Source organism: Streptomyces sp. CA-251247 (assembly GCF_050952975.1).
Classification (GTDB): domain Bacteria; phylum Actinomycetota; class Actinomycetes; order Streptomycetales; family Streptomycetaceae; genus Streptomyces; species Streptomyces achmelvichensis.
The window spans coordinates 3,918,860-3,941,537 of sequence record NZ_CP191861.1 but is presented as its reverse complement, the minus strand read 5'-3'; the positions used below and the strand labels follow the sequence as shown (position 1 = coordinate 3,941,537).

Genomic DNA, 22,678 nt, shown 5'->3' with positions numbered 1-22,678 from the left:
CCCCTGTCCGATCCCCACTGCCTGACCGCCCCGATCGCCACGAGAGGTGATGACGATGTCCGTCCAGAAGCTGCTGATGGTGACCCAGCGGGTCTGCTGGGTCGTCTTCTTCGCGCTGGTTGTCACGAGCCTCGTCACCGAGCTGCCCTTCTCCCCGCACTGGGTCTGGCTGCCGGCCGCTCTCGCTCTCGCCATCGTCGTGGAGCTGAGCCGCCGCGCCCGCCGCGTCCACGCCCACCGGCCGCCCGCCGTCGAGGTGGAGGCCCCGGTCGCGGGCCGGTGGTCCGCGCTCAACAGCCCGGCGGACAAGGTGCCGAGCCACGGGGTCCACGGCTACGGGCAGACGTACGCCATCGACATCGTCGCCGAGCCCGAGAAAGGCGCGCGCCCCGCGTTCGCCTGGCTCTGGCCGCTCGCCCGCCGCAACAGCGCCTTCCCGGCCTTCGGCGCACCGCTGTTCGCGGTCGCGGACGCCACCGTCGTGCACGCCTCGGACGGACGGCGCGACCATCTGAGCCGCAACTCCCTCGCGATGCTGGTCTACATGCTGCTGGTGGAGGCGAGCGTGCGGGACATCGGCGGCGCCTCCTGGGTCGTGGGCAACCACATCGTCCTGGACCTGGGCGACGGCACCTACGCCATGTACGCCCACGTCCAGCGCGGTTCGCTGGGCGTCCGCGCGGGCGACACCGTCCGGGCCGGGCAGCAGATCGCCCGCTGCGGGAACTCCGGCAACTCCAGTGAGCCGCACGTCCACTTCCAGCTGATGGACGGACCGGACCTGGACACCGCCCGGGGTGTCCCGTTCGCGTGGCGGGGCATCGGCGTCCCGCGCAACGGCGAGACGTTCACGGCCGGGTCCACAGAGGATTCTTCGCAGACCCCCTCCCCGGCTTCTTCGCAGGCCACTTCCCCGGCCGGCGAAACAGCCCTGCCGACGCAGGGTGATTGATTACCCTCGGGCCATGCCACCAGCCAGAAAGCGCACCCGCAGCTACGACCCCGGCAGGATCCGTACGGCCGTGCTGACCCAGTTCGGCCACGTACGCGACGGGGTGTCGAAGCTCACGCCGGAGCAGCAGGAGCTGCCCACCCGGCTGGGGGACTGGACCGTGCGCGAGCTGGCCGCCCATCTGTCCATGGCCGTCGCCGCCGTCGCCCGCAACCTCGCCCTGCCGGAGCCCGCGCGGCAGGAAGTCGCCCTGCTGGAATGGCCGTTCGCCACGGCATCGGCCGCCGGTCAGGTCGACGAAGACGTCCGCGCACTGGTGGCCGGCGCCACCACCGACGAGCTGTACGAGCACGCGGCCACCCGTATCGAGGAGGCGCTGGCGGGTGTCCCCGACGACCGGCTGATCCCGACCCGGTTCGGAGCCATGCGCCTCGGCGACTTCCTCGTCACACGGACCGTCGAACTCGTCGTCCACACCGACGACCTGAACGACGCGGCCGGGACGGCGATCCCGTACGACCGGCAGGCGCTCGCCGCCTGTACCCGGCTCCTGGCCGACGCGCTCGCCGTGAAGGCGCCCGGGGGCTCGGTCGAGGTCCGGGTGCCGCCCTATGCGGTCGTCCAGTGCGTCGAGGGCCCCCGGCACACCCGGGGCACCCCGCCCAATGTCGTCGAGACCGACCCGCTGACCTGGATCCGGCTCGCCACCGGACGCACGGGCTGGGCCGAGGCACTCGATGCCGCGAAGGTGAGCGCCAGCGGCGAGCGGGCCGACCTGGCCGCGCTGCTGCCGGTGCTGGGCTGACCCGGACAGCATTCCCGTCCGGCGCACGGGCGGGAACCGGAGCGCGGTGTGCTCCGTCACATCGGTATGCGTAACCAGCTGAGCATTCCTGTCACTGCCCTGGCCCTCCTCGCGCTCGCAGCCTGCGGCACGGAATCGGGATCCGGTTCCGGGTCGGGCGGCGACGGGGGCGGATCGGTCACGACCGACCTGCCCCTGACCGGCGTGCACTGGACCGTAGACAGCGTCACCGTCGACGGCAAGAAGTCGGCTGCCCCGAACGGCGCGCATGTCGAGATCACCGACAAGGGCCGCGCCCAGGGCAACTACGGCTGCAACCAGTTCGGCGCCGCCGTGAAGGTCGAGGGCGACACCGTCACCGTCGGCAAGGGCGAGATGACCGAGATGGGCTGCGCCGAGGACATCCAGGGCTTCGAGGAGGCGATGAAGGACGCCTTCACCGGGAAGCTCAAGGCCAAGCTCGTCGACAAGAACCTCACCCTGACCACCCCGAAGGGCGACTCGATCACCCTGACCTCCGAGCCGGCCGCGCCCCTCGCGGGCACCAAGTGGACGGTCAACTCGCTGCTCACGGGTGATGTCGCGACCTCCCTGCCGGCCGGGACCGAGAAGAACGCCTGGTTCACCCTCGCCAAGGACGGCTCCGTACGCGGCAGCCTCGGCTGCAACACCTTCAGCAGCACGGCGAAGGTCTCCGGCTCGACGATCACCTTCGACCGCCTGGCCAGCACCCGGAAGATGTGCGCCGGCACCGCGGGCACGGTGGAGAACCACCTGCGCAAGGTGCTCGAGGGCAAGGTGACGTTCAACCTCCAGCACCGCGGTCTCACCCTCACCGGACCCAACGGGAAGGGCGTCTCCGCGAACGCCACCACCGGGTGACCGTCCGGTCACCGAGAGGTCCAGGTCCTCCCCAATTCGGACCGGTGGTCGATCTCGCCTACACTCGGTGCCGTGCCACGTGGTGACGGTCGACTCAGTCATGATCTTCTCCCCGGTGAGAAAGGCCCCCAGGACGCTTGCGGCGTCTTCGGTGTCTGGGCTCCGGGCGAAGAGGTCGCAAAGCTCACTTACTTCGGGCTCTACGCCCTTCAGCATCGAGGTCAGGAATCCGCGGGAATCGCGGTGAGCAACGGCTCCCAGATCCTCGTCTTCAAGGACATGGGCCTCGTTTCGCAGGTCTTCGACGAGACGTCCCTCGGATCTCTGCGGGGACACATCGCGGTCGGTCACGCCCGCTACTCGACGACCGGCGCCTCCGTGTGGGAGAACGCGCAGCCGACGTTCCGGGCCACGGCCCACGGCTCCATCGCGCTCGGCCACAACGGCAACCTGGTCAACACCGCCGAGCTCGCCGGGCTCGTCGCCGATCTGCCCCGGCAGGACGGACGCTCCACCCAGGTCGCGGCGACCAACGACACCGACCTCGTCACCGCGCTCCTGGCGGGCCAGGTCGACGACGACGGCAAGCCGCTGACCATCGAGGATGCCGCCGCCAGGATCCTCCCCGACGTCAAGGGCGCCTTCTCGCTCGTCTTCATGGACGAGGGCACCCTGTACGCCGCCCGGGACCCGCAGGGCATCCGCCCGCTCGTCCTCGGCCGGCTGGACCGCGGCTGGGTCGTGGCGAGCGAGTCCGCCGCCCTCGACATCTGCGGCGCGAGCTACGTCCGCGAGATCGAGCCGGGCGAGCTCATCGCCATCGACGAGAACGGTCTCCGCACCCAGCGATTCGCGGAAGCGAAGCCCAAGGGCTGTGTCTTCGAGTACGTCTACCTGGCTCGCCCCGACACCGACATCGCCGGCCGGAACGTCTACCTCTCCCGTGTGGAGATGGGCCGGAAACTCGCCAAGGAAGCGCCCGTCGACGCGGACCTGGTGATAGCGACGCCGGAGTCCGGCACCCCCGCGGCCATCGGCTACGCCGAGGCCAGCGGCATCCCCTACGGCTCCGGCCTGGTGAAGAACGCCTATGTGGGCCGCACCTTCATCCAGCCCTCACAGACCATTCGCCAGTTGGGCATCCGCCTCAAGCTGAACCCCCTCAAGGAAGTCATCCGGGGCAAGCGTCTGGTCGTCGTGGACGACTCGATCGTCCGCGGCAACACCCAGCGCGCCCTGGTCAAGATGCTTCGCGAGGCCGGCGCCGCCGAGGTCCACATCCGGATCTCGTCCCCGCCGGTGAAGTGGCCCTGCTTCTTCGGCATCGACTTCGCCACCCGCGCGGAGCTCATCGCCAACGGCATGACGGTCGACGAGATCGCCACCTCGATGGGTGCCGACTCGCTCTCCTACATCTCCATCGACGGCATGATCGAGGCCACGACCATCGACAAGCCGAACCTCTGCCGCGCCTGCTTCGACGGCGAGTACCCGATGGACCTCCCCGACCCCGAGCTGCTCGGTAAGCAGCTTCTGGAGACCGAGCTTGCGGGCGGCGCCGACGCCGCCGACGCGCTCCGTCGCCCGTGAGACCCCGCTCAACGACACGAAAGTTCTCCGGCAATGTCTGCTGAATCTTCCGAGCGTGCCCAGCACGCGGGCACCGGTGCCAGCTACGCGGCCGCGGGTGTCGACATCGAGGCCGGCGATCGCGCCGTCGAGCTGATGAAGGAGTGGGTGAAGAAGACCCAGCGCCCCGAGACGGCGGGTCTCGGCGGCCTCGGTGGATTCGCCGGCCTCTTCGACGCCTCCGCCCTCAAGCGCTACGAGCGTCCGCTGCTCGCCTCCGCCACGGACGGCGTCGGCACCAAGGTCGATCTCGCCCGGAAGATGGGCGTGTACGACACGATCGGCCACGACCTCGTCGGCATGGTCGTCGACGACCTCGTCGTCTGCGGCGCGGAGCCGCTGTTCATGACCGACTACATCTGCGTCGGCAAGGTCCACCCCGAGCGAGTCGCCGCCATCGTCAAGGGCATCGCCGAAGGCTGTGTGCTGGCCGGCTGCGCCCTGGTCGGCGGTGAGACGGCCGAGCACCCCGGTCTGCTGGGCGAGGACGACTTCGACGTCGCCGGCGCCGGCACCGGAGTGGTGGAGGCCGACCGGGTGCTGGGCCCGGATCGTATCCGTAAGGGTGACGCGGTGATCGCCATGGCGTCGTCGGGCCTTCACTCGAACGGGTACTCGCTCGTCCGTCATGTCCTTTTCGACCGGGCGCACATGTCGCTGGACCAGCAGGTCGAGGAGTTCGGCCGCACGCTCGGCGAGGAACTGCTGGAGCCCACGAAGATCTACTCGCTGGACTGCCTGGCGCTCACCAGGACCACCGAGGTGCACGCCTTCAGCCACGTCACCGGCGGCGGGCTCGCCAACAACCTGGCCCGCGTCGTGCCGGACGACCTGCACGCGGTCGTCGACCGGTCGACCTGGACGCCCGGCCCCGTCTTCGACCTCGTCGGCAGGGCCGGCCAGGTCGAGCGGCTGGAGCTGGAGAAGACGCTGAACATGGGCGTGGGCATGATCGCCGTCGTCCCCGAGTCATCGGTGGACGTGGCACTGACCACGCTCGCTGACCGCGGTGTGGACGCCTGGGTGACCGGAGAGATCACCGAGCGCGGCGACCGGACCACTGGGGCGGAGCTCACCGGCGACTACGCGAGCTGAACAGCACAGAACCCGGTCCGGGGCGGGCCCCGGACCGGGTCGGTGGGTACGACGTCAAGCGCCGCGGCGCTGTGACGACGGGCCGGACTCTTCGTCCTCGTCCTCGTCGTCGTTGTACAGGTCCGCGTACCGTGCGTACGGGTCGTCTTCCTCGTCGTCGTCCTCGAACGGCTCGCTGTTCGGCGGCTGGCTCGAAATCGGACTCGGAGTTGAAGCGCCCAGCTCGTTGGCCAGACGCGACAGGTCAGTCCCGCCGCTGTTGTACTTCAGCTGGCGGGCGACCTTTGTCTGCTTGGCCTTGGCCCGGCCGCGCCCCATGGCTCGACCCCCTCGGTGACGGGGCTCGACGGCCCCAGAGTCTTGACACGCGTTCATGAGTCGGAACGGGCTCTCCGTGGAGAGACCGGTCCGTAGAGCTTCAACGGTACCTGCTTCCGCGGCCATACGGTACGCCGCCCGCATGAGGTGCCACTTCACAGGACCCGCGAGGAGCCCCGTCCTCGCTGGTCAACTGCGATTTTAACCTCTTCTTGGCGGTCGACCCGCCGACCGGGGTGAGTCTTGTCTCCCGATGCGGCGGGCCGGCGTCCGTGCGGTCAGCTCCGGCGGGCGTCCGCCATGCGCTGCTCGGCGATCCGGTCGGCTGCGGCGGCCGGCGGAATGCCGTCCTCCTTCGCACGTGCGAATATGGCCAGCGTGGTGTCGAAGATCTTCGACGCCTTGGCCTTGCAACGGTCGAAGTCGAAGCCGTGGAGCTCGTCGGCGACCTGGATCACTCCGCCGGCGTTCACCACGTAGTCGGGGGCGTAGAGGATGCCGCGGTCCGCGAGGTCCTTCTCGACGCCCGGGTGGGCGAGCTGGTTGTTGGCCGCGCCGCAGACCACCGTGGCGGTCAGTGCGGGGACGGAACCGTCGTTCAGCGCGCCGCCCAGCGCGCAGGGGGCGTAGACGTCCAGGCCCTCCGAGCGGATCAGCGTGTCGGTGTCCGCGACCGCGGTGACCTGCGGGTGCTTGTCGCGGATGCGGCGTACGGACTCCTCGCGGACGTCCGTGATCACGACCTCGGCGCCGTCCTCGATCAGATGGTCCACGAGGTGGTGGCCGACCTTGCCGACGCCGGCGATGCCGACCCGGCGGCCGCGCAGCGAGGGCTCGCCCCACAGGTGCTGGGCGGAGGCACGCATGCCCTGGAAGACGCCGTAGGCAGTGAGGACGGAGGAGTCCCCGGCGCCGCCGTTCTCGGGGGAGCGGCCGGTGGCCCAGCGGGTCTCGCGGGCGACGACGTCCATGTCGGCGACGTAGGTGCCGACGTCGCAGGCGGTGACGTAGCGGCCGCCGAGGGAGTCGACGAACCGGCCGTACGCCAGCAGGAGCTCCTCGCTCTTGAGGGTCTCGGGGTCACCGATGATGACGGCCTTGCCGCCGCCGTGGTCGAGACCGGCCATGGCGTTCTTGTACGACATCCCGCGGGAGAGGTTCAGCGCGTCGGCGACGGCCTCCGCCTCCGAGGCGTACGGGTAGAAGCGGGTGCCGCCCAGGCCGGGGCCCAGGGCGGTCGAGTGGAGGGCGATGACGGCCTTCAGGCCGGAGGCGCGGTCCTGGCACAGCACAACTTGCTCGTGGCCGCCCTGTTCCGATCGGAACAGGGTGTGCAGCACATCTACGGGGACGGGCGCGCCGGTCAGATCGGTCACTGTGGTGACTCCCAAGTACGAAGCGGCGGATGTGGAGGACCCCCTTGGGGTCTCCCCGTCGCTTGTGGCAGGGGAAGGGGTGGGGAGGTCCGGTTGGGCATGAGGGTAAGTCCTACGTCAGGGTAGATCCGACGCAGTGCCGAGGATCACCCCCTGGCGGAGTACGGGCGTGGAAGGATTCGCGACATGCCAGCGCTGTCCTCGGTCCCCGTTCCCTACGCGGCCTACCTGCGGGTCTACGAACCGCTGGCGGCCTTCCCGGACGCCGAACGGGCCCACTGGACCCGTTACGCCAAGCGGGAGAGCACCCCCACGGCGCAGGACGAACTGCGGCGCTCGCTGGCGGACTTGCTGCCGACCCCGCCCGTCCCGGTGCCCGTCCACGAGAGCGGCGACGCCTTCGTCACAGAGATCGACGGCGTGGTCTGTATCTGCCCCTGGCGGACCCGGCTGCGCGGCTGGCTGGCGCTGGAGGAGCTGACCGAGCAGTTGCCGGCGGCACTGCTGGACGCGGCGCTGCCGCCGGTCGTGCGCGGACAGGCAGCAGCCGACTACGAACAGTGGCGGGAGCGGAACCCGGACGCTCGGCCGTGGATCAGGACCGCGGTGTGGCAGGTACCGGTGCGCTGGTTCGCGCTGTTCTCGGACGAGGAGCGCGTCTACGAGCCGGCCGGGCCCGAAGCGGCCGTGCTGCGCTACCGCACGCCGATGGTGCAGGCGCGGCGCCGGGTGGCCCGCTCGCTGCGGACGCTGCGGGAGTCGGCCGACGGCGGTCTGCTGACCGACGGGCTGGTGGACGTCGGGAAGTGGCTGGAGGAGTTCCACCCGCGCTCCCTGGTCGAGCTGGACTACGGCGGCCTGGTGCACGCGCTCGGCGGAGCGCACCTCGAGGAGGACCGTTCGGCGGCGGATCTGGCCGCGGGGATCACGGCGCTGGGGGCCGGCGACAGCGACGGCGCGAGCGCGGCGTACGCCCGTCTCGTGGAACGCTGGCGGGCCGTGAGGGACCTTCAGTTCGCAAACTGATCGATTCTGGGGATCATTGAGCCCCTCCGTCCAGGACGTAGGTCCCGATCCGGGCCTTTGTCTCAAGCGTGACGGACTGCACTAACTGGGCCCTTGCGCCTATCGCCTACCCTCGTGTCAAAATAGGACAAGGAGTCCGGGGAGGGCTCCTTCCGTCCAACTTCAGGCGGATTTCTCGGTATTGCGCTCTATGGGGGGTCTGATGACTCCTGATCGCTCTGTGACTGATCGTCACTGTGGCGTGACTGTCCGTTATGGCATGGTCCATCGGCTTCCGCCACTGATGAACACCTCAGAGGGCAATTCCGTCGGTTTGGCCGACGTGGCTGGACAGATGGTGTAGTTGTAGTGCCGAGGACAAGCCGTTCGTCCTATAACCGACTCGGCCCGCGTCCGCCATTTCGGGCAACGCGGGTCAAGGTGCAGAATTTAGAGGAAAGAACCGAGAAGGTTCGGTTCTCCCGAGGAGGCCGCTCATGACCGCTCGCACCCCTGATGCCGAGCCGCTGCTGACCCCGGCAGAGGTTGCCACGATGTTCCGCGTGGACCCGAAGACGGTCACTCGCTGGGCGAAGGCAGGCAAGCTCACGTCCATCCGAACTCTCGGTGGACATCGCCGGTACCGCGAGGCTGAGGTCCGCGCACTGCTTGCGGGTATCCCGCAGCAGCGCAGCGAGGCCTGAAAGCCCCGTTGAAACGGGCGTATTCGGGACCCCCATCCCGGTAAGCCCACCCATAGCTCCACATGACGGGCTCTGCCCCAACAGACTTCGTCATCGATCGCGCTGGACTCCGCCGGGTCCAGCGCGATCTTTTTTGTGCGCTTCTTCGGGGGCCGGCATCGCCCCTGCGTAGGGCGTGTCCGGAGGTCGCGGGAGACACTTCCGAACCAGTGCAATGGCACATATTAAATTGGTCGGTTGTAGGGAGGGGTTAAGGAGGGGGGTTCTGAAAACCCATGCGGTGACTCCCGTCACACTGCACGACTCTTGCCAACTCCCCGCCTCACGCCCCGGGAACGGGCCCCAACGCGCCCGACGTCACGTGTCGGCGGTGCCTGCGCCCTCCGCGCCGACGGGTGTTGCGGGCGGCTCGGGAGCCTCGGAGACCCGGCGGGCCCCGGACCCCTCGGATGTCTCGGAGGCCTCGGGCGCCCCGGACGCCACGGGCGGGCGGAGGGTGGCGGGTTCGTTGTCCGCCGACGGCTCCATGGCGAGCCTCAGGAGGCGATGACAGATGGGGCAGTTACGTGTCAGATGCCGATAGCCGGAAGCCGCCGCCAGATGGGCTCGCAGAAGTGCCCTCGTCTCGTGCCGCCTCGCCGTGGACGCCGCCATGCACGTCACCTCCGGTGTGTGCCGCCCCCGCCCCCGCCCGCCTCGTCCGTCTCCACCGCCTTGTCCGGACGGCAGGCCGGCGACGGGCTCCTAAGTCGTGTCCGCAGCGTCTCGTCTGGTTCGCGACGCCCTGCACGCACGCTCGCTGCGTTGCCGATACGCCCGAGTAGCTCCGCTACGAGGGCGCACCGGCGCCTTGCGATCGCACGCACCGGACGCCGCGAACCCCGCCCTTCGGGCGGACGACGATACTTCGCGGACACTCCCTAGTCAGTGGTTACCGGCGGCGGATGGCGTCGTCAAGACGGCGAGAACGACGAAGGCCCCGCACCGTGATGGTGCGGGGCCTTCGTCGTCTGTGCGGTCCTGACGGGATTTGAACCCGCGGCCTCCACCTTGACAGGGTGGCGAGCACTCCAAACTGCTCCACAGGACCAGGTTTTGCAGCTCCGAATCGTGCGCTGTGCTGCGAGAAGAGACTCTACAGCAGGCCGGGCCCGGCGGTCGAACTCACCGTCCGCGACGGCCTTGTCACGGGGTTCGTCACGGGGCCGCCGCATCGATCGCCTTCACGATCCGCTTGTCGGAGACCGGGTACGCGGTGCCCAGGGCGTGGGCGAAGTAGCTCACCCGCAGCTCCTCGATCATCCAGCGGATGTCCAGGACCTCCTGCGGCACCGGCCGCCCCTGGGGCAGCTGCTCCAGCAGCCACGCGTACTCGTCCCGCATGTCGTGGACCTTCTCCATGCGGGTGGTGTCGCGCTGCACCGACGTCGGCATCTGCTGGAGTCTGCGGTCCACGGCGACCAGATACCGCATCAGGTCCGGGAGGCGGCGCAGACCGGTGAGGGTCACGAAGCCCGCCGGCATCAGGGCCGCCAGCTGGGTGCGTACGTCCTGGACGTTGGCGGCGAGGGTCAGGCTCTTCGTGTCCTTCAGCCGGCGCTCGCACGCCTGCCAGGCAGCCAGGATCTGCTGCACCTGGCCCACCGTCCGTACGGTCGCGTCCACGAGGTCCGCACGCACCTTGTCGTACAGCTTCCGGTACGACTCCTCGTCCCACGCCGGTCCGCCGTGGTCCGCGACCAGCTTGTCCGCCGCAGCGGTGGCGCAGTCGTCGAACAGGGCCTGCACCGAACCGTGCGGATTGCCGGACAGAGCGAGCTTCTGCTGGTTGCTCAGCTTGTCCGAGGCGAACTTGGCGGGGTTGACCGGGATGTTGAGCAGGATCAGCTTCCGGGTGCCCCGCCACATCGCCTGCTGCTGCTCCGCCTCGGTGTCGAAGAGGCGTACGGCGACGCTGTCCCCCTCGTCGACGAGCGCGGGATAGGCCTTCACCGGCTGGCCCGCGCGCCGGGTCTCGAAGACCTTCGTCAGCGTCCCGATCGTCCAGTCCGTCAGACCGGTGCGCTCCAGGGACTCGCCCGAGCCCGAGGGGCCCGCCGTGGCGGCCGCTGCCGCCTTGGACAGCGCCTGGCGGGCCTTCGGCTTCAGCTGGAGCTTCAGCGCCTCCAGGTCCTTGTCCTCGGCGAGCTTGCGGCGGCGCTCGTCGACGATCCGGAACGTGATCTTCAAGTGGTCCGGGACCCTGGTGAGATCGAAGTCCTCGGCGCCGACCGGTACGCCCACCATCCGCTTCAGCTCACGTGCCAGCGTCACCGGCAGCGGCTCCTGAAGGGGCACGGCCCGCTCCAGGAACGCCTTCGCGTAGTTCGGCGCGGGAACGTAGTGGCGGCGGACCGGCTTCGGCAGGGAGCGGATCAGCTCGATGACGACCTCTTCGCGCAGGCCCGGGATCTGCCAGTCGAAGCCCTCGTCCGTGACCTGGTTGAGCACCTGGAGGGGGATGTGGACGGTCACACCGTCGGCGTCGGCCCCGGGCTCGAACTGGTACGTCACCCGGAACTTCAGCGGGCCCTGCCGCCAGGAGTCCGGATAGTCGTCCTTCGTGACCCCCGCGGCCTTCTCGTTGATGAGCATCTCGCGCTCGAAGTCGAGGAGTTCGGGCTCCTCGCGCTTCTTGTGCTTCCACCACGAGTCGAAGTGCGCGCCGGACACCACGTGGTCGGGGATGCGCTGGTCGTAGAAGTCGAAGAGCGTCTCGTCGTCCACGAGGATGTCGCGTCGGCGGGCGCGGTGCTCCAGCTCCTCGACCTCGGTCAGCAGCTTGCGGTTGTCCGCGAAGAACTTGTGGTGCGTGCGCCAGTCGCCCTCGACCAGGGCATTGCGGATGAACAGGTCGCGGGAGGTCTCCGGATCGATGCGCCCGTAGTTGACCTTCCGCTGGGCGACGATCGGCACGCCGTACAGCGTGACCTTCTCGAACGCCATCACGGCCGCCTGGTCCTTCTCCCAGTGCGGCTCGCTGTAGGTGCGCTTGAGCAGATGCTGCGCGAGCGGTTCGATCCACTCCGGTTCGACCTTGGCGTTGACCCGCGCCCACAGCCGGGACGTCTCCACCAGCTCGGCCGACATCACGAACCGCGGCGGCTTCTTGAACAGCGCCGAGCCGGGGAAGACGGCGAACTTGGCGCCGCGCGCGCCCAGGTACTCGTTCTTGTTGTCGGTGTCCTTCAGGCCGATGTGCGACAGCAGGCCGGCCAGCAGCGAGATGTGGACGCTGGTCTCCGGCGCGTCGTCCTCGTTCACCTCGATGCCCATGGACTTGGTGACACTGCGCAGCTGGGCGTAGATGTCCTGCCATTCGCGGATGCGCAGGAAGTTCAGATACTCCTGCTTGCACATCCGGCGGAAGCTGGAGGAGCCGCGCTCCTTCTGCTGCTCGCGGACGTAGCGCCACAGATTGAGGAAGGCGAGGAAGTCGGAGGTCTCGTCCTTGAAGCGCGCGTGCTGCTGATCGGCCTGCGTCTGCTTCTCGGCCGGGCGTTCGCGCGGGTCCTGGATGGAGAGCGCGGCAGCGATCACCATGACCTCGCGCACGCAGCCGTTCTTCTCGGCCTCGACGACCATCCGGGCCAGCCGCGGGTCCACGGGCAGCTGCGAGAGCTTGCGGCCGAGCTGGGTCAGCTTCTTCTTCGGGTCCTTCTGGGCAGGGTCGAACGCGCCCAGTTCCTGGAGAAGCTGCACACCGTCGCGGATGTTGCGGTGGTCCGGCGGGTCGATGAAGGGGAACCTCTCGATGTCCCCGAGACCGGCGGCGGTCATCTGGAGGATGACGGAGGCCAGGTTGGTCCGCAGGATCTCGGCGTCCGTGAACTCGGGACGGGACTCGAAGTCGTCCTCGGAGTACAGCCGGATGCAGATGCCGTCGGAGGTACGGCCGCAACGCCCCTTGCGCTGGTTGGCGCTGGCCTGGCTGACCGCCTCGATCGGCAGCCGCTGGACCTTGGTGCGATGGCTGTAGCGGGAGATACGGGCGGTGCCCGGGTCGATCACGTACTTGATGCCCGGGACGGTCAGTGAGGTCTCGGCGACGTTCGTCGCGAGCACGATCCGTCGGCCGGTGTGCGGCTGGAACACCCGGTGCTGCTCGGCGTGCGAGAGCCGCGCGTACAGGGGGAGCACCTCGGTGAATCGGTACTGCTTCTTGTTGAGCGCGTCCGCGGTGTCGCGGATCTCCCGCTCACCGGAGAGGAAGACGAGGATGTCGCCCTTGCCCTCGCCCTGGAGCTCCTCGACGGCGTCCGTGATCGCGGTGATCTGGTCGCGGTCGCTGTCGTCGCCCTCTTCCTCGAGAAGGGGCCGGTAGCGCACCTCGACCGGGTACGTACGCCCGCTGACCTCGACGATCGGGGCGTCCCCGAAGTGGCGCGAGAACCGCTGCGGGTCGATGGTCGCGGAGGTGATGACGACCTTGAGGTCGGGGCGCTTGGGCAGCAGCTGGGCGAGATAGCCGAGCAGGAAGTCGATGTTGAGGGACCGCTCGTGGGCCTCGTCGATGATGATCGTGTCGTACGCGCGCAGCTCGCGGTCCGTCTGGATCTCCGCGAGGAGGATGCCGTCCGTCATCAGCTTGACGAAGGTGTTGCCGCTGACCTGGTCCGTGAAGCGGACCTTCCAGCCGACGGCCTCACCGAGCGGGGTGTTCAGCTCCTCGGCGACTCGTTCCGCCACCGTCCGGGCGGCGATCCGTCTCGGCTGCGTATGGCCGATCATGCCGCGCACGCCCCGGCCGAGCTCCATACAGATCTTGGGGATCTGCGTCGTCTTTCCCGAGCCGGTCTCGCCCGCGACGATCACGACCTGGTGGTCCCGTATCGCCTCCAGGATCTCGTCCCGCTTCTGGCTGACGGGCAGCTGCTCGGGATACGTGATCGCGGGCATGCGCTCCGCGCGCCGCGCGGTACGGGCAGCGGACTGCCCGGCGTCGGCGGCGATCTCGTCCAGCACGGCCTGCCGCGCCTCGGGCTGACGGATGCGGCGGGCGCCTTCGAGACGGCGGCCCAGCCGGTGGGCGTCGCGCAGCGATGCCCCGGCCAGGAGGGTCTGAAGGTCGGCAAAGGAAGTAGACATACGGATCCCAGGATCGCACCCCCGGGAAAGCACTGGCGAACGCATTTCGCCCACAAGCTGGTGCAGTATGGAGCAGATCCGTTCACCTCCCCACGAAGGGCCGCGCGTTCATGCCGATCGGCCGCCACCGCCGGTACCGCTCCGCGGTGACCGCGACCGCGTTGCTGGGCGTGCTCTTCGCGCTGCTGCTGTGCTCCCCGTCGTACGCGGGCCCCGCTGACGACGTGATCGTGGTGACCGCGCAGGGGCAGGCGCCCGGCTGCGGCAAGGGAGCCCCGGACGGGGACCGGGGGGCGCACCCCGCGACCCCGCCGCGCGGCTCGGCGGCGTACGAACTGCTGCCGGCGCCGCATGCCGCGCCCTGCTTCACGGGCCCGGTCCTGAGCGCCGCGACCCCGGCCATCACTCCCGACCGTGCCCCGCCGCCGCCCGCACCGCCCACCCCGGTGGACCTGTCCGTCCTGCGCGTCTAGAAGGCGACGGGCCGCTTGCGCGTGCCCGTTCACGGCGTCCTTGTTCCTTCGCTGTTCCTTCTCGCTTCTCGCTCAGGAGTACCGAACCCCCATGCCTTCCTCCTCCTCTGTCCGGTCGTCCCGGCCGTCCGGCACGACCGTCGCCATCGCCGCGGGTGTGCTCGTCGCCGCCCTGCTGCTCGGCTTCGCCTCGTACACCGCCACCCGGCCCCAGACGCCCTCGGCGTCCGGCTCCGCCGCCGAGGTGTCCGCCGAGCCGGGCGCCGGCACCTATCCCGAACTGGTGAAACTCGCCCGCCGCGACGCCGGTGACCCACTCGCCATGGGCCGCGCGGACGCGCCCGTCGTGATGGTCGAGTACGCCGACTTCAAGTGCGGCTACTGCGGGAAGTTCGCCCGCGACACCGAACCGGCGCTGGTGAAGAAGTACGTCGACGCGGGCGTCCTGCGCATCGAATGGCGCAACTTCCCGATCTTCGGCGCGGAGTCCGAGTCCGCCGCACGCGCCGCCTGGGCGGCTGGACAGCAGGGCAGGTTCTGGCAGTTCCACGCCGCCGCGTACGCCGAGGGCGTCAAGGAGAAGGGCTTCACCGGCGACCGGCTGGAGGCCCTGGCGCGCCAGGCCGGGGTGACGGACCTCGCCCGCTTCGGCCGTGACGTGGACAGCGCCGCCGCGAAGAAGGCGGTCAAGAGGGACCAGGACGAGGCGTACGGTCTCGGCGCCACCTCGACGCCGTCTTTCCTGATCAACGGCCGGCCGATCGCGGGCGCGCAGTCGGAGCGGACGTTCACCGAGGCGGTCGACGCGGCGGCGAAGGCCGCCCGATGACCGACCTCGGCTATCTGGCCGCCTTCCTCGGCGGCCTGCTCGCACTGGTGAGTCCCTGCAGCGCGCTGCTGCTTCCGGCGTTCTTCGCGTACTCCCTCGACTCGGCCGGCAGGCTGCTCGCCCGCACCGCGATCTTCTACGCGGGCCTGGCGACCACCCTCGTCCCGCTCGGCGCCGCCGGCTCCCTCGCGGGCCGTTTCTTCTACGGCAACCGCGACCTGCTGGTCACCACCGGCGGCTGGTTGATCATCGTGCTGGGCCTGGCCCAGATCCTCGGCCTCGGATTCGCCTCCCGCCGGATGGCCGCGATCTCGGGCCGCATCCGCCCGACGACGGCCCTCCCGGTCTACGCACTGGGCCTGGTCTACGGCCTCGCCGGCTTCTGCGCGGGCCCGATCCTCGGCAGCGTGCTGACGGTGTCCGCCGTCAGCGGCAGCCCGGCCTACGGCGGACTGCTCCTCGCGGTCTACGCCGCGGGCATGGCGGTCCCGCTGTTCCTGCTCGCCCTGCTGTGGGACCGCTACGACCTGGGCAGCAGGCGCTGGCTCCGCGGCCGCGCTCTGCACATCGGCCGTCTGCGCCTGCACACCACCTCGCTGGTGTCGGGCCTGTTCTTCGTCGTCCTCGGCACGCTGTTCCTGGCCTTCGACGGCGCGACGGCCCTGCCGGGCCTGCTGTCGGTCGACGACTCGTTCGCCGCGGAACAGTGGGCGGGCGACGTGGGCAGGGCGGTCCCGGACTGGGCCCTGCTGATCGTGGTGGTCGCGGTCGCGGCGGTGGTGCTGGGCGTACGGGGATGGCGGCGACGGGAGGAGGCGTAGGGGGGACGACGAAGGCCCCGATCCGGGGATCGGGGCCTTCGGGTGGTGGCTGGGGCCGGGGTCGAACCGGCGACCTATCGCTTTTCAGGCGATCGCTCGTACCAACTGAGCTACCCAGCCACGCGATCACTCGCGTGACCACAGCGGTCCTGACGGGATTTGAACCCGCGGCCTCCACCTTGACAGGGTGGCGAGCACTCCAAACTGCTCCACAGGACCAAGCAATGTGCGAGACAAGTCTCGCACAGAGTGATGCGTGCCCCCAACGGGATTCGAACCCGTGCTACCGCCTTGAAAGGGCGGCGTCCTGGGCCACTAGACGATGAGGGCTAAAGGCCCGCCTGGGCGCCTCTCAGCGCGTCGGGGACGTGAGAAGCATATGGGATGCAGGGAGGTATCGCCAAAACGGTTTAGGGGGTCGCCGAGGGGGAGGGTGAGGAGACGCTCGGGGACGGCACCGCGCCCGGCTGGTTGTCCTCCGGGAGATGGCGGCTGACCTCGGCCGTCGTCAGTCCCAGACCGCCCAGCGTGATCTCGTCCCACGCCTGGAGCTTCCTTGTGGAGCGGTCCAGATAGAGCACCGACGCCCGCACCTTCTCCGGCTTGTCGTTCTGCACGGCCCGCAGGCCGCCGCCGCCCGTCGAGCCCTCGATCTTCAGGCGGGTGCCCAGTTCCATCACCTCCGTCTGGCGGCGGTGGACATGGCCGGCCAGGACGAGCGGGACCGTGCCGTCGGTCTGGCGGGCCGCGACCGGGTTGTGGGCGACCGCGATGTCCACCGGGGTGCCCGCCCGTTCCTGGTCGCGCAGGGCGGAGGCGAGGCGGATACCCGTCATGCGTTCGGCCGGGTCGCCCTGGGCGACGACCGAGCGGTCCGGGGTGAACTGCGGGTCTCCGCTGCCCGCGATCCGCACCCCGGCGACGGTGACGGCCCTGCCGTTGTCGAGGACGTGGACGTTCTTCATCCGGGAGAGGTATGCCTGCGTGACGTCGGAGTCGTGGTTGCCGCGGACCCACACATAGGGGGCGCCGAGATCCCGGACGGGGTCCAGGAAGCCGTTCTCGGCCGCCGTTCCGTGGTCCATCGTGTCGCCCGAATCGATGATCACGTCGATGCCGTACTGCTCCACGAGCGAGCTGATGATGTGCCACGACGCCGGGTTGAGATGGATGTCGGAGACGTGCAGCACCCGCATGCTCAGCGGGTCCGGCTGATACGTGGGCAGGGTCGACGTCGCGTCGTACAGCTTGGTCACATTGGTGACCAAGCGCGCCAACTCCTGCTGGTAGACGTCGAATTCGGTGACAATCGAGCGGGCGTTGCCGACCAGCGAGGGGGCGCTGGAGAGCAGCCCGGAGAACTTCGGCTCCAGGACGGACTTCGGGTTCCAGGTGGCGTACGCGGAGACACCGGAGGCCGCCAGCAGCGCCAGGGCCAGGCCGCCGGCGGCGAGCGCGCGGCGCGGACGGCGGTAGACGGCGAGGCCGAGGGCGGTGGCGCCGGAGACGACGGCGACGCAGGAGCGCACGGCCAGTTCGGTGGTGCCGTCGGCCACGTCGTGGGCGACCTCGTCCTGGAGGCCGGCGAGCCGTTCGGGGTGTTCGACCAGCGCCTGGGAACGCGCCGGATCGAGCTGGTCGACGTCCACGTCCAGCCGGATGGGTGCCACATGGGAGTCGAGTTCGAGGGCGCCCAGCGGCGAGACGTTGATCTTCGTGCCGCCGGTCAGGTCCGGGCGCAGCGTCATGCTCGTGTTCATCGGCCCGACCGGGGTGCGGACGCTGCCGACGATCAGCAGGCCGAGCCAGGCGCCGAACAGCACGACGACGGTCAGCCCCAGCGCGCGGGCCCACGGGTGCGGCGTATGGACGAGGGCGCTGGTCGGTTCGGTGTGGCGTGAGCGATAGAGGCGTTGCAGCCGTGTCGTCGCGGCTCGGACCGGTTCCGGGACCTTGCGTGCCATTGGGCGCGTATGCCCAGTGGTGCGGGGCGTCATGCCGGGCCGGCCGGCCGTACGGGGAGGGCTCGCAGACACGTGGTCCGGCGGAGCGGCCCGGCCCGGGGCGACCGGCCGGACGGCGTACGTGACAATGGCCACGTGCTGGAGATGACGCGCGAGGAGTTCGAGGAACTGGTCGCCGAGGCCCTGGACAGGATCCCGCCGGAGCTGACGCGGCTGATGGACAACGTCGCGGTGTTCGTCGAGGACGAGCCGCCCGCGGACGACCCCGAGCTGCTCGGGCTGTACGAGGGGACGCCGCTCACCGACCGCGGCGAGTGGTACGCGGGGGTGCTGCCGGACCGGATCACGATCTACCGGGGGCCCACGCTGCGGATCAGCGAGACCCGGCAGGACGTGGTCGAGGAGACCGAGATCACCGTCGTGCACGAGATCGCGCACCACTTCGGCATCGACGACGAGCGGTTGCACGCGCTGGGGTACGGGTGAGCGAGGACCCATCGTCGGGGGCGTCGGGGGCGTCGGGAGCATCCGGGGCGTCCGGACCGGACGATGCGGGCGGGGCGTCGGGCGCGGGAAGCACGCGCGGTGCCGGTGATGCCGCTGGGCTGTCCGGTGCGCGTGATGCCCCCGGGACATCTGATGCGTCCCCGTCCGCCGAGGCCATCGACCCCGATGTCGACCTGCACCTGCCCGAGCAGCGCGCGGAGACCGCGCGAGGCCACCGTCTTCCCGTCCTGCTGGCGATCTCCGCGGGCGGTGTGGCCGGGGCGCTCGCCCGCCACGCGGTGAACCGGCAGTGGCCCGCGGCCGAAGGAACCTTCCCGTGGGCGACGTTCTGGATCAACGTGCTGGGGTCCGCCCTGATCGGCGTCCTGATGGTGCTGGTCTCCGAGGGCGGCCGGCGCGCGCATCCGTTGGTGCGGCCGTTCGTCGGCGTCGGGGTGCTCGGCGGGTTCACCACCTTCTCGACGTACGCCCTGGACCTCAAGGATCTTCTGGAACGCGACGAGGCCGGGCTCGCGCTCGCCTACGCCGGCGGCACGGTGGCCGGCTGCCTCGGCGCCGTATGGCTCGCCGCGGTGTCGACCAGGGCGGTAGCGGCCAGGGCCGCCGCGAGCGGAGCGGTACCGCAATGACCTGGCTGCTGGTGGCCCTCGGCGCGGCGGTCGGCGCACCGCTGCGCTATCTGACGGACCGTGCGGTGCAGGCTCGCAGCGACTCGCTGTTCCCGTTCGGCACCTTCGTGGTCAACGCCGCCGGCAGCCTGGTGCTGGGCGCGGTCGCGGGCGCGTCGGTCTCCTCGGGCACGTACGCCTTGCTGGGCACGGGCCTGTGCGGGGCGCTCACGACGTATTCGACCTTCTCCTACGAGACGCTGCGGCTGACCGAACGCGGCCGGGGATTCCTCGCCGCGGCGAATGTGGCCGCATCGGTGCTGGTGGGGCTCGGATCGGTGTTCCTGGGCGCGGAGTTGGCGCGCGCCTGGGCGCACTAGGAGGCGGCCCGGGGGCGCGTCGGCGGGCACCGGACCGCCGGGACGGGTCGTGTACTTGTCAGGCGTCGGGGCGTGTCCCTTGTGGGGCACAGGGAGTTGGGCACGGAAACCGTGCCCTGTGTCCCGGAGGTGCCCCTCGTGCGCCAGTTGTCCGCCCCCCGCCGTCTGGCTGTCGCCATGGTCACCTCGCTGGCCGTCGCAGCCTCGGCCGGCTGTATGAGCGTGAGCGACGATCAGGGCGGCAAACCGGCGCCCGGCAAGTCCTCCGACCGCCCCGGTGCGGTGGCCGAACCGGACGGCGGGGAGGGGGTGTCCGGCGGCCGTCACGCCGACGGCGGACGGAACGGATCGGGCAAGGCCGGCGACAAGGGCGACGGCCCCGAGGCCTCGCCCAGCGCCCCCGGTACGGCCGCACCCTCGGCGCAGCCCCCGAGCGGCGGTCAGCAGCCCCGGCCGCCCACAGGGCCCGACCCGACGCGAGGCGGATCGTCCCCTTCCGCGCAGCCGTCGCAGCCGCAGCCCCCGGTCGAGCCGTCCGAGCCGCCGCCGGTCGACCCGCCCACCCTGCCGCCGAGCGAGCCCACCGATGCGCCGTCGGCGTCGTCCGCGCCCGAGGTGCACGCGGGTGCCATGCGGCTGGCCGACGGACAGGGCACACTGGGAGTACCCAGCGCATCACCGCAGATGGGGCCGATGTAACCGGGGTCACTCCCCGGCGGTTTGCCTTGGGCGGGGGAGGGTGCGTATGGTGGTAGATCGTTTGATCCCATTGCCCGGCGCCGAAAAAGAAGAGCGCCGCGTGGCGCGTACTCTCCCTAGCCGTGGCTGACCGCATCGAGGCGGTCGAATTGCGAATCACGGAGTTTGGGCGCGTGCCGAGACTCCGGAAGGTTTCGCATTTCGCATGTCCACTTTCAGTACTGATCACACCGTCATGCCCGAGAACGAGTCGGCCGAGGCCGTTGTCGAGACCGTCGAGGTCTCCGACGCCCCCGAGACCGCGGACGTCTCCGAGGCTCCCTCGACCCCCGAGGCTCCCTCGACCCCCGAGGTGACGTTCTCCGACCTCGGTCTGCCCGAGGGCGTCGTCCGCAAGCTCGCGCAGAACGGTGTCACCACCCCCTTCCCGATCCAGGCCGCGACCATCCCGGACGCCCTGGCCGGCAAGGACATCCTCGGCCGTGGCCGCACCGGCTCCGGCAAGACCCTCTCCTTCGGTCTCCCGCTGCTCGCGACGCTGGCCGGCGGCCACACCGACAAGAAGAAGCCCCGCGGCGTCATCCTCACCCCGACCCGTGAGCTCGCGATGCAGGTCGCGGACGCCCTCCAGCCGTACGGCGACGTGCTCGGCCTCAAGATGAAGGTCGTCTGCGGCGGTACGTCCATGGGCAACCAGATCTACGCGCTCGAGCGCGGTGTCGACGTCCTCGTCGCCACCCCGGGCCGACTGCGCGACATCATCAACCGCGGTGCCTGCTCGCTGGAGAACATCCAGGTCGCCGTCCTCGACGAGGCCGACCAGATGTCCGACCTGGGCTTCCTGCCCGAGGTCACCGAGCTGTTCGACCAGATCCCGGCCGGCGGTCAGCGGATGCTCTTCTCCGCGACCATGGAGAACGAGATCGGCACCCTCGTGCGCCGCTACCTCGTCGACCCGGTCAGCCACGAGGTCGACAGCGCCCAGGGCAACGTCACGACCATGACGCACCACGTCCTCGTCGTGAAGCCGAAGGACAAGGCGCCCGTCACCGCGGCGATCGCCGCCCGCAAGGGCCGCACCATCATCTTCGTCCGCACCCAGCTGGGCGCCGACCGCATCGCCGAGCAGCTCTGCGACTCGGGCGTGAAGGCCGACGCGCTCCACGGCGGTATGACGCAGGGCGCTCGTACCCGGGTGCTGGAGGACTTCAAGAAGGGCTACGTCAACGCGCTCGTCGCGACCGACGTCGCCGCCCGCGGCATCCACGTCGACGGCATCGACCTGGTCCTGAACGTGGACCCGGCCGGCGACCACAAGGACTACCTGCACCGTTCGGGCCGTACCGCCCGCGCCGGCAAGTCCGGCACGGTCGTCTCCCTGTCGCTGCCGCACCAGCGCCGCCAGATCTTCCGTCTCATGGAGGACGCGGGCGTCGACGCCTCGCGCCACATCGTGGGCGGAGCGGGCGCGTTCGACCCCGAGGTCGCCGAGATCACCGGTGCGCGTTCGCTCACCGAGGTCCAGGCCGACTCCGCGAACAACGCCGCCAAGCAGGCCGAGCGCGAGGCCGCCGACCTGACGAAGCAGCTGGAGCGGGTGCAGCGCCGCGCGGTGGAGCTCCGCGAGGAGGCCGACCGCCTGGTGGCCCGTGCGGCCCGCGAGCGGGGCGACGACCCGGAGACGGCGATCGCCGAGGTGGCCGAGGCCGCCACGGCGGAGGTCGAGGCCGCTGTGGCCGCGGCCGCCGTGCCGGAGCAGACCGAACGCCGCGACGACCGTGGCAACTTCGAGCGTCGTGGCAACGACCGCCGTGACGACCGCGGTGGCTTCAACCGTGACCGCGGTGGCGACCGTGGCGGCTTCAACCGTGACCGTCGTGACGACCGCGGTGGCGACCGTGGTGGCCGTTCCTTCGAGCGTCGTGACGACCGTGGCGGCTTCCGCCGTGACAGCAACGACCGTCCGTCCGGTGGCTTCCGCCGGGACGACCGCCCCTCCGGCGGCTTCAACCGTGACGACCGCGGTGGCGACCGTGGTGGCCGTTCCTTCGAGCGTCGTGACGACCGCGGTGGCTTCCGCCGTGACAGCAACGACCGTCCGTCCGGTGGCTTCCGCCGCGACGACCGCCCCTCCGGTGGTTTCCGTCGCGACAACGAGCGTCGTGACGACCGTCCGTCCTCCGGTGGCTTCCGCCGGGACGACCGTCCGTCCGGCCACCGGGGCAGCGACCGCCCGTTCAACCGTGACCGCCGCGACGACCGCCCCTCCAGCGGCTACCGCGCCGGCTCGGCGGACCGTCCGTACGGCCGCCGTGACGACCACCGGGGCGGCACCGGCACCGGCACGAACACCGGTTCCTTCGGTCGCCGTGACGACAAGCCGCGCTGGAAGCGCAACGGCTGATCCGCCTCCCGGCTCACTGAGCCGGACCTGCTGAACGCTGACAGGGCCCGCACGACACTTCGGTGTCGGGCGGGCCCTGACGCGTTGCGGGGGCAAGGCG

At 70.2% G+C, this 22,678-nt stretch carries 20 protein-coding genes and 4 tRNA genes; 15 read left to right on the top strand and 9 right to left on the bottom strand.

The genetic code is table 11. The features are described from left to right. Positions 1-55: 55 nt before the first annotated feature. The 5 genes from ACQPWZ_RS17280 to purM all read left to right on the top strand — a co-directional run bounded on the left by ACQPWZ_RS17280 (position 56) and on the right by purM (position 5,363). Positions 56-952, top strand: coding sequence for a M23 family metallopeptidase (locus tag ACQPWZ_RS17280; RefSeq protein ID WP_433571782.1), 897 nt, complete (start codon positions 56-58; stop codon positions 950-952). A gap of 13 nt (positions 953-965) precedes the next feature. Beyond that, the gene (locus ACQPWZ_RS17275) at positions 966-1,757 is read left to right on the top strand and encodes a sterol carrier family protein (RefSeq protein ID WP_433571781.1); all 792 of its coding nucleotides are present in this window, start codon (positions 966-968) and stop codon (positions 1,755-1,757) included. A 66-nt stretch (positions 1,758-1,823) separates the two neighbouring features. Then, positions 1,824-2,639 (top strand): META domain-containing protein, encoded by an 816-nt coding sequence (locus ACQPWZ_RS17270; protein WP_383238356.1) that lies wholly within the window; start codon positions 1,824-1,826, stop codon positions 2,637-2,639. A 72-nt stretch (positions 2,640-2,711) separates the two neighbouring features. Next, entirely contained in the window at positions 2,712-4,229 is a 1,518-nt protein-coding gene (gene purF / locus ACQPWZ_RS17265) for an amidophosphoribosyltransferase (protein ID WP_340473956.1), read from the top strand. Positions 4,230-4,262: 33 nt separating this feature from the next. Next, positions 4,263-5,363 (top strand): phosphoribosylformylglycinamidine cyclo-ligase, encoded by a 1,101-nt coding sequence (purM, locus tag ACQPWZ_RS17260; RefSeq protein WP_340473955.1) that lies wholly within the window; start codon positions 4,263-4,265, stop codon positions 5,361-5,363. 54 nt (positions 5,364-5,417) lie between these two features. Here the strand turns inward: purM and ACQPWZ_RS17255 are convergent, their stop codons facing one another. Both ACQPWZ_RS17255 and ACQPWZ_RS17250 read right to left on the bottom strand, forming a co-directional pair. Beyond that, positions 5,418-5,681: a DUF3073 domain-containing protein gene (locus ACQPWZ_RS17255; RefSeq protein WP_313945468.1), complete on the bottom strand. Its 264-nt coding sequence runs from the start codon at positions 5,679-5,681 to the stop codon at positions 5,418-5,420. A gap of 278 nt (positions 5,682-5,959) precedes the next feature. Next, positions 5,960-7,057: a Leu/Phe/Val dehydrogenase gene (locus ACQPWZ_RS17250; protein WP_340473953.1), complete on the bottom strand. Its 1,098-nt coding sequence runs from the start codon at positions 7,055-7,057 to the stop codon at positions 5,960-5,962. A 186-nt stretch (positions 7,058-7,243) separates the two neighbouring features. Here ACQPWZ_RS17250 and ACQPWZ_RS17245 point away from each other — a divergent pair, with 186 nt between their 5' ends. Both ACQPWZ_RS17245 and bldC read left to right on the top strand, forming a co-directional pair. Further along, positions 7,244-8,083 (top strand): hypothetical protein, encoded by an 840-nt coding sequence (locus ACQPWZ_RS17245; RefSeq protein WP_433571780.1) that lies wholly within the window; start codon positions 7,244-7,246, stop codon positions 8,081-8,083. Positions 8,084-8,559: 476 nt separating this feature from the next. Further along, positions 8,560-8,766, top strand: a complete 207-nt coding sequence (gene bldC / locus ACQPWZ_RS17240) for a developmental transcriptional regulator BldC (RefSeq protein ID WP_003949541.1) — start codon at positions 8,560-8,562, stop codon at positions 8,764-8,766. 357 nt (positions 8,767-9,123) lie between these two features. Here the strand turns inward: bldC and ACQPWZ_RS17235 are convergent, their stop codons facing one another. From ACQPWZ_RS17235 to hrpA, 3 genes are all read right to left on the bottom strand, one after another. Then, entirely contained in the window at positions 9,124-9,420 is a 297-nt protein-coding gene (locus ACQPWZ_RS17235; protein WP_433571779.1) for a DUF6274 family protein, read from the bottom strand. Between the two features lie 361 nt (positions 9,421-9,781). Then, positions 9,782-9,856 (bottom strand) — tRNA-Asp (locus tag ACQPWZ_RS17230). A gap of 107 nt (positions 9,857-9,963) precedes the next feature. Continuing rightward, positions 9,964-13,893 carry an ATP-dependent RNA helicase HrpA gene (gene hrpA / locus ACQPWZ_RS17225; RefSeq protein ID WP_433571778.1) on the bottom strand — a complete coding sequence of 1,310 codons (3,930 nt, stop codon included), beginning with the start codon at positions 13,891-13,893 and terminating at the stop codon, positions 9,964-9,966. A 110-nt stretch (positions 13,894-14,003) separates the two neighbouring features. Between hrpA and ACQPWZ_RS17220 the strand changes: the two genes are divergently transcribed. The 3 genes from ACQPWZ_RS17220 (at position 14,004) to ACQPWZ_RS17210 (ending at position 16,016) form a co-directional block, all read left to right on the top strand. After that, positions 14,004-14,366: a hypothetical protein gene (locus ACQPWZ_RS17220; RefSeq protein WP_405570919.1), complete on the top strand. Its 363-nt coding sequence runs from the start codon at positions 14,004-14,006 to the stop codon at positions 14,364-14,366. 91 nt (positions 14,367-14,457) lie between these two features. Beyond that, complete coding sequence (locus tag ACQPWZ_RS17215) at positions 14,458-15,195, top strand: DsbA family protein (RefSeq protein WP_433571777.1); 738 nt, start codon at positions 14,458-14,460, stop codon at positions 15,193-15,195. Next, a complete protein-coding gene (locus ACQPWZ_RS17210) occupies positions 15,192-16,016 on the top strand; it encodes a cytochrome c biogenesis CcdA family protein (RefSeq protein WP_433571776.1) in 825 nt (274 codons plus the stop codon). Before ACQPWZ_RS17215 ends, ACQPWZ_RS17210 begins: the two co-directional genes overlap by 4 nt. Before the next feature lie 43 nt (positions 16,017-16,059). On the opposite strand, the gene ACQPWZ_RS17205 is transcribed toward ACQPWZ_RS17210, so the two are convergent. From ACQPWZ_RS17205 to ACQPWZ_RS17190, 4 genes are all read right to left on the bottom strand, one after another. After that, a tRNA-Phe gene (locus tag ACQPWZ_RS17205) sits at positions 16,060-16,136 on the bottom strand. Positions 16,137-16,160: 24 nt separating this feature from the next. Then, positions 16,161-16,235 (bottom strand) — tRNA-Asp (locus tag ACQPWZ_RS17200). A gap of 38 nt (positions 16,236-16,273) precedes the next feature. Beyond that, positions 16,274-16,346: transfer RNA gene (locus ACQPWZ_RS17195), tRNA-Glu, on the bottom strand. An 80-nt stretch (positions 16,347-16,426) separates the two neighbouring features. Further along, positions 16,427-17,980, bottom strand: a complete 1,554-nt coding sequence (locus ACQPWZ_RS17190) for a metallophosphoesterase family protein (RefSeq protein WP_340473945.1) — start codon at positions 17,978-17,980, stop codon at positions 16,427-16,429. Between the two features lie 135 nt (positions 17,981-18,115). Here ACQPWZ_RS17190 and ACQPWZ_RS17185 point away from each other — a divergent pair, with 135 nt between their 5' ends. From ACQPWZ_RS17185 to ACQPWZ_RS17165, 5 genes are all read left to right on the top strand, one after another. Then, positions 18,116-18,466 (top strand): metallopeptidase family protein, encoded by a 351-nt coding sequence (locus ACQPWZ_RS17185; protein ID WP_313945477.1) that lies wholly within the window; start codon positions 18,116-18,118, stop codon positions 18,464-18,466. Beyond that, a complete protein-coding gene (locus tag ACQPWZ_RS17180; RefSeq protein ID WP_433571775.1) occupies positions 18,463-19,116 on the top strand; it encodes a fluoride efflux transporter FluC in 654 nt (217 codons plus the stop codon). The genes ACQPWZ_RS17185 and ACQPWZ_RS17180 overlap by 4 nt, the downstream gene beginning before the upstream one ends. Beyond that, positions 19,113-19,475, top strand: coding sequence for a fluoride efflux transporter FluC (locus ACQPWZ_RS17175; protein WP_340473944.1), 363 nt, complete (start codon positions 19,113-19,115; stop codon positions 19,473-19,475). Before ACQPWZ_RS17180 ends, ACQPWZ_RS17175 begins: the two co-directional genes overlap by 4 nt. Positions 19,476-19,613: 138 nt before the next feature. Further along, positions 19,614-20,174, top strand: a complete 561-nt coding sequence (locus tag ACQPWZ_RS17170) for a hypothetical protein (protein ID WP_433571774.1) — start codon at positions 19,614-19,616, stop codon at positions 20,172-20,174. A gap of 205 nt (positions 20,175-20,379) precedes the next feature. Beyond that, positions 20,380-22,578, top strand: a complete 2,199-nt coding sequence (locus ACQPWZ_RS17165; RefSeq protein ID WP_433571773.1) for a DEAD/DEAH box helicase — start codon at positions 20,380-20,382, stop codon at positions 22,576-22,578. The last annotated feature ends 100 nt before the right edge of the window (positions 22,579-22,678 follow it).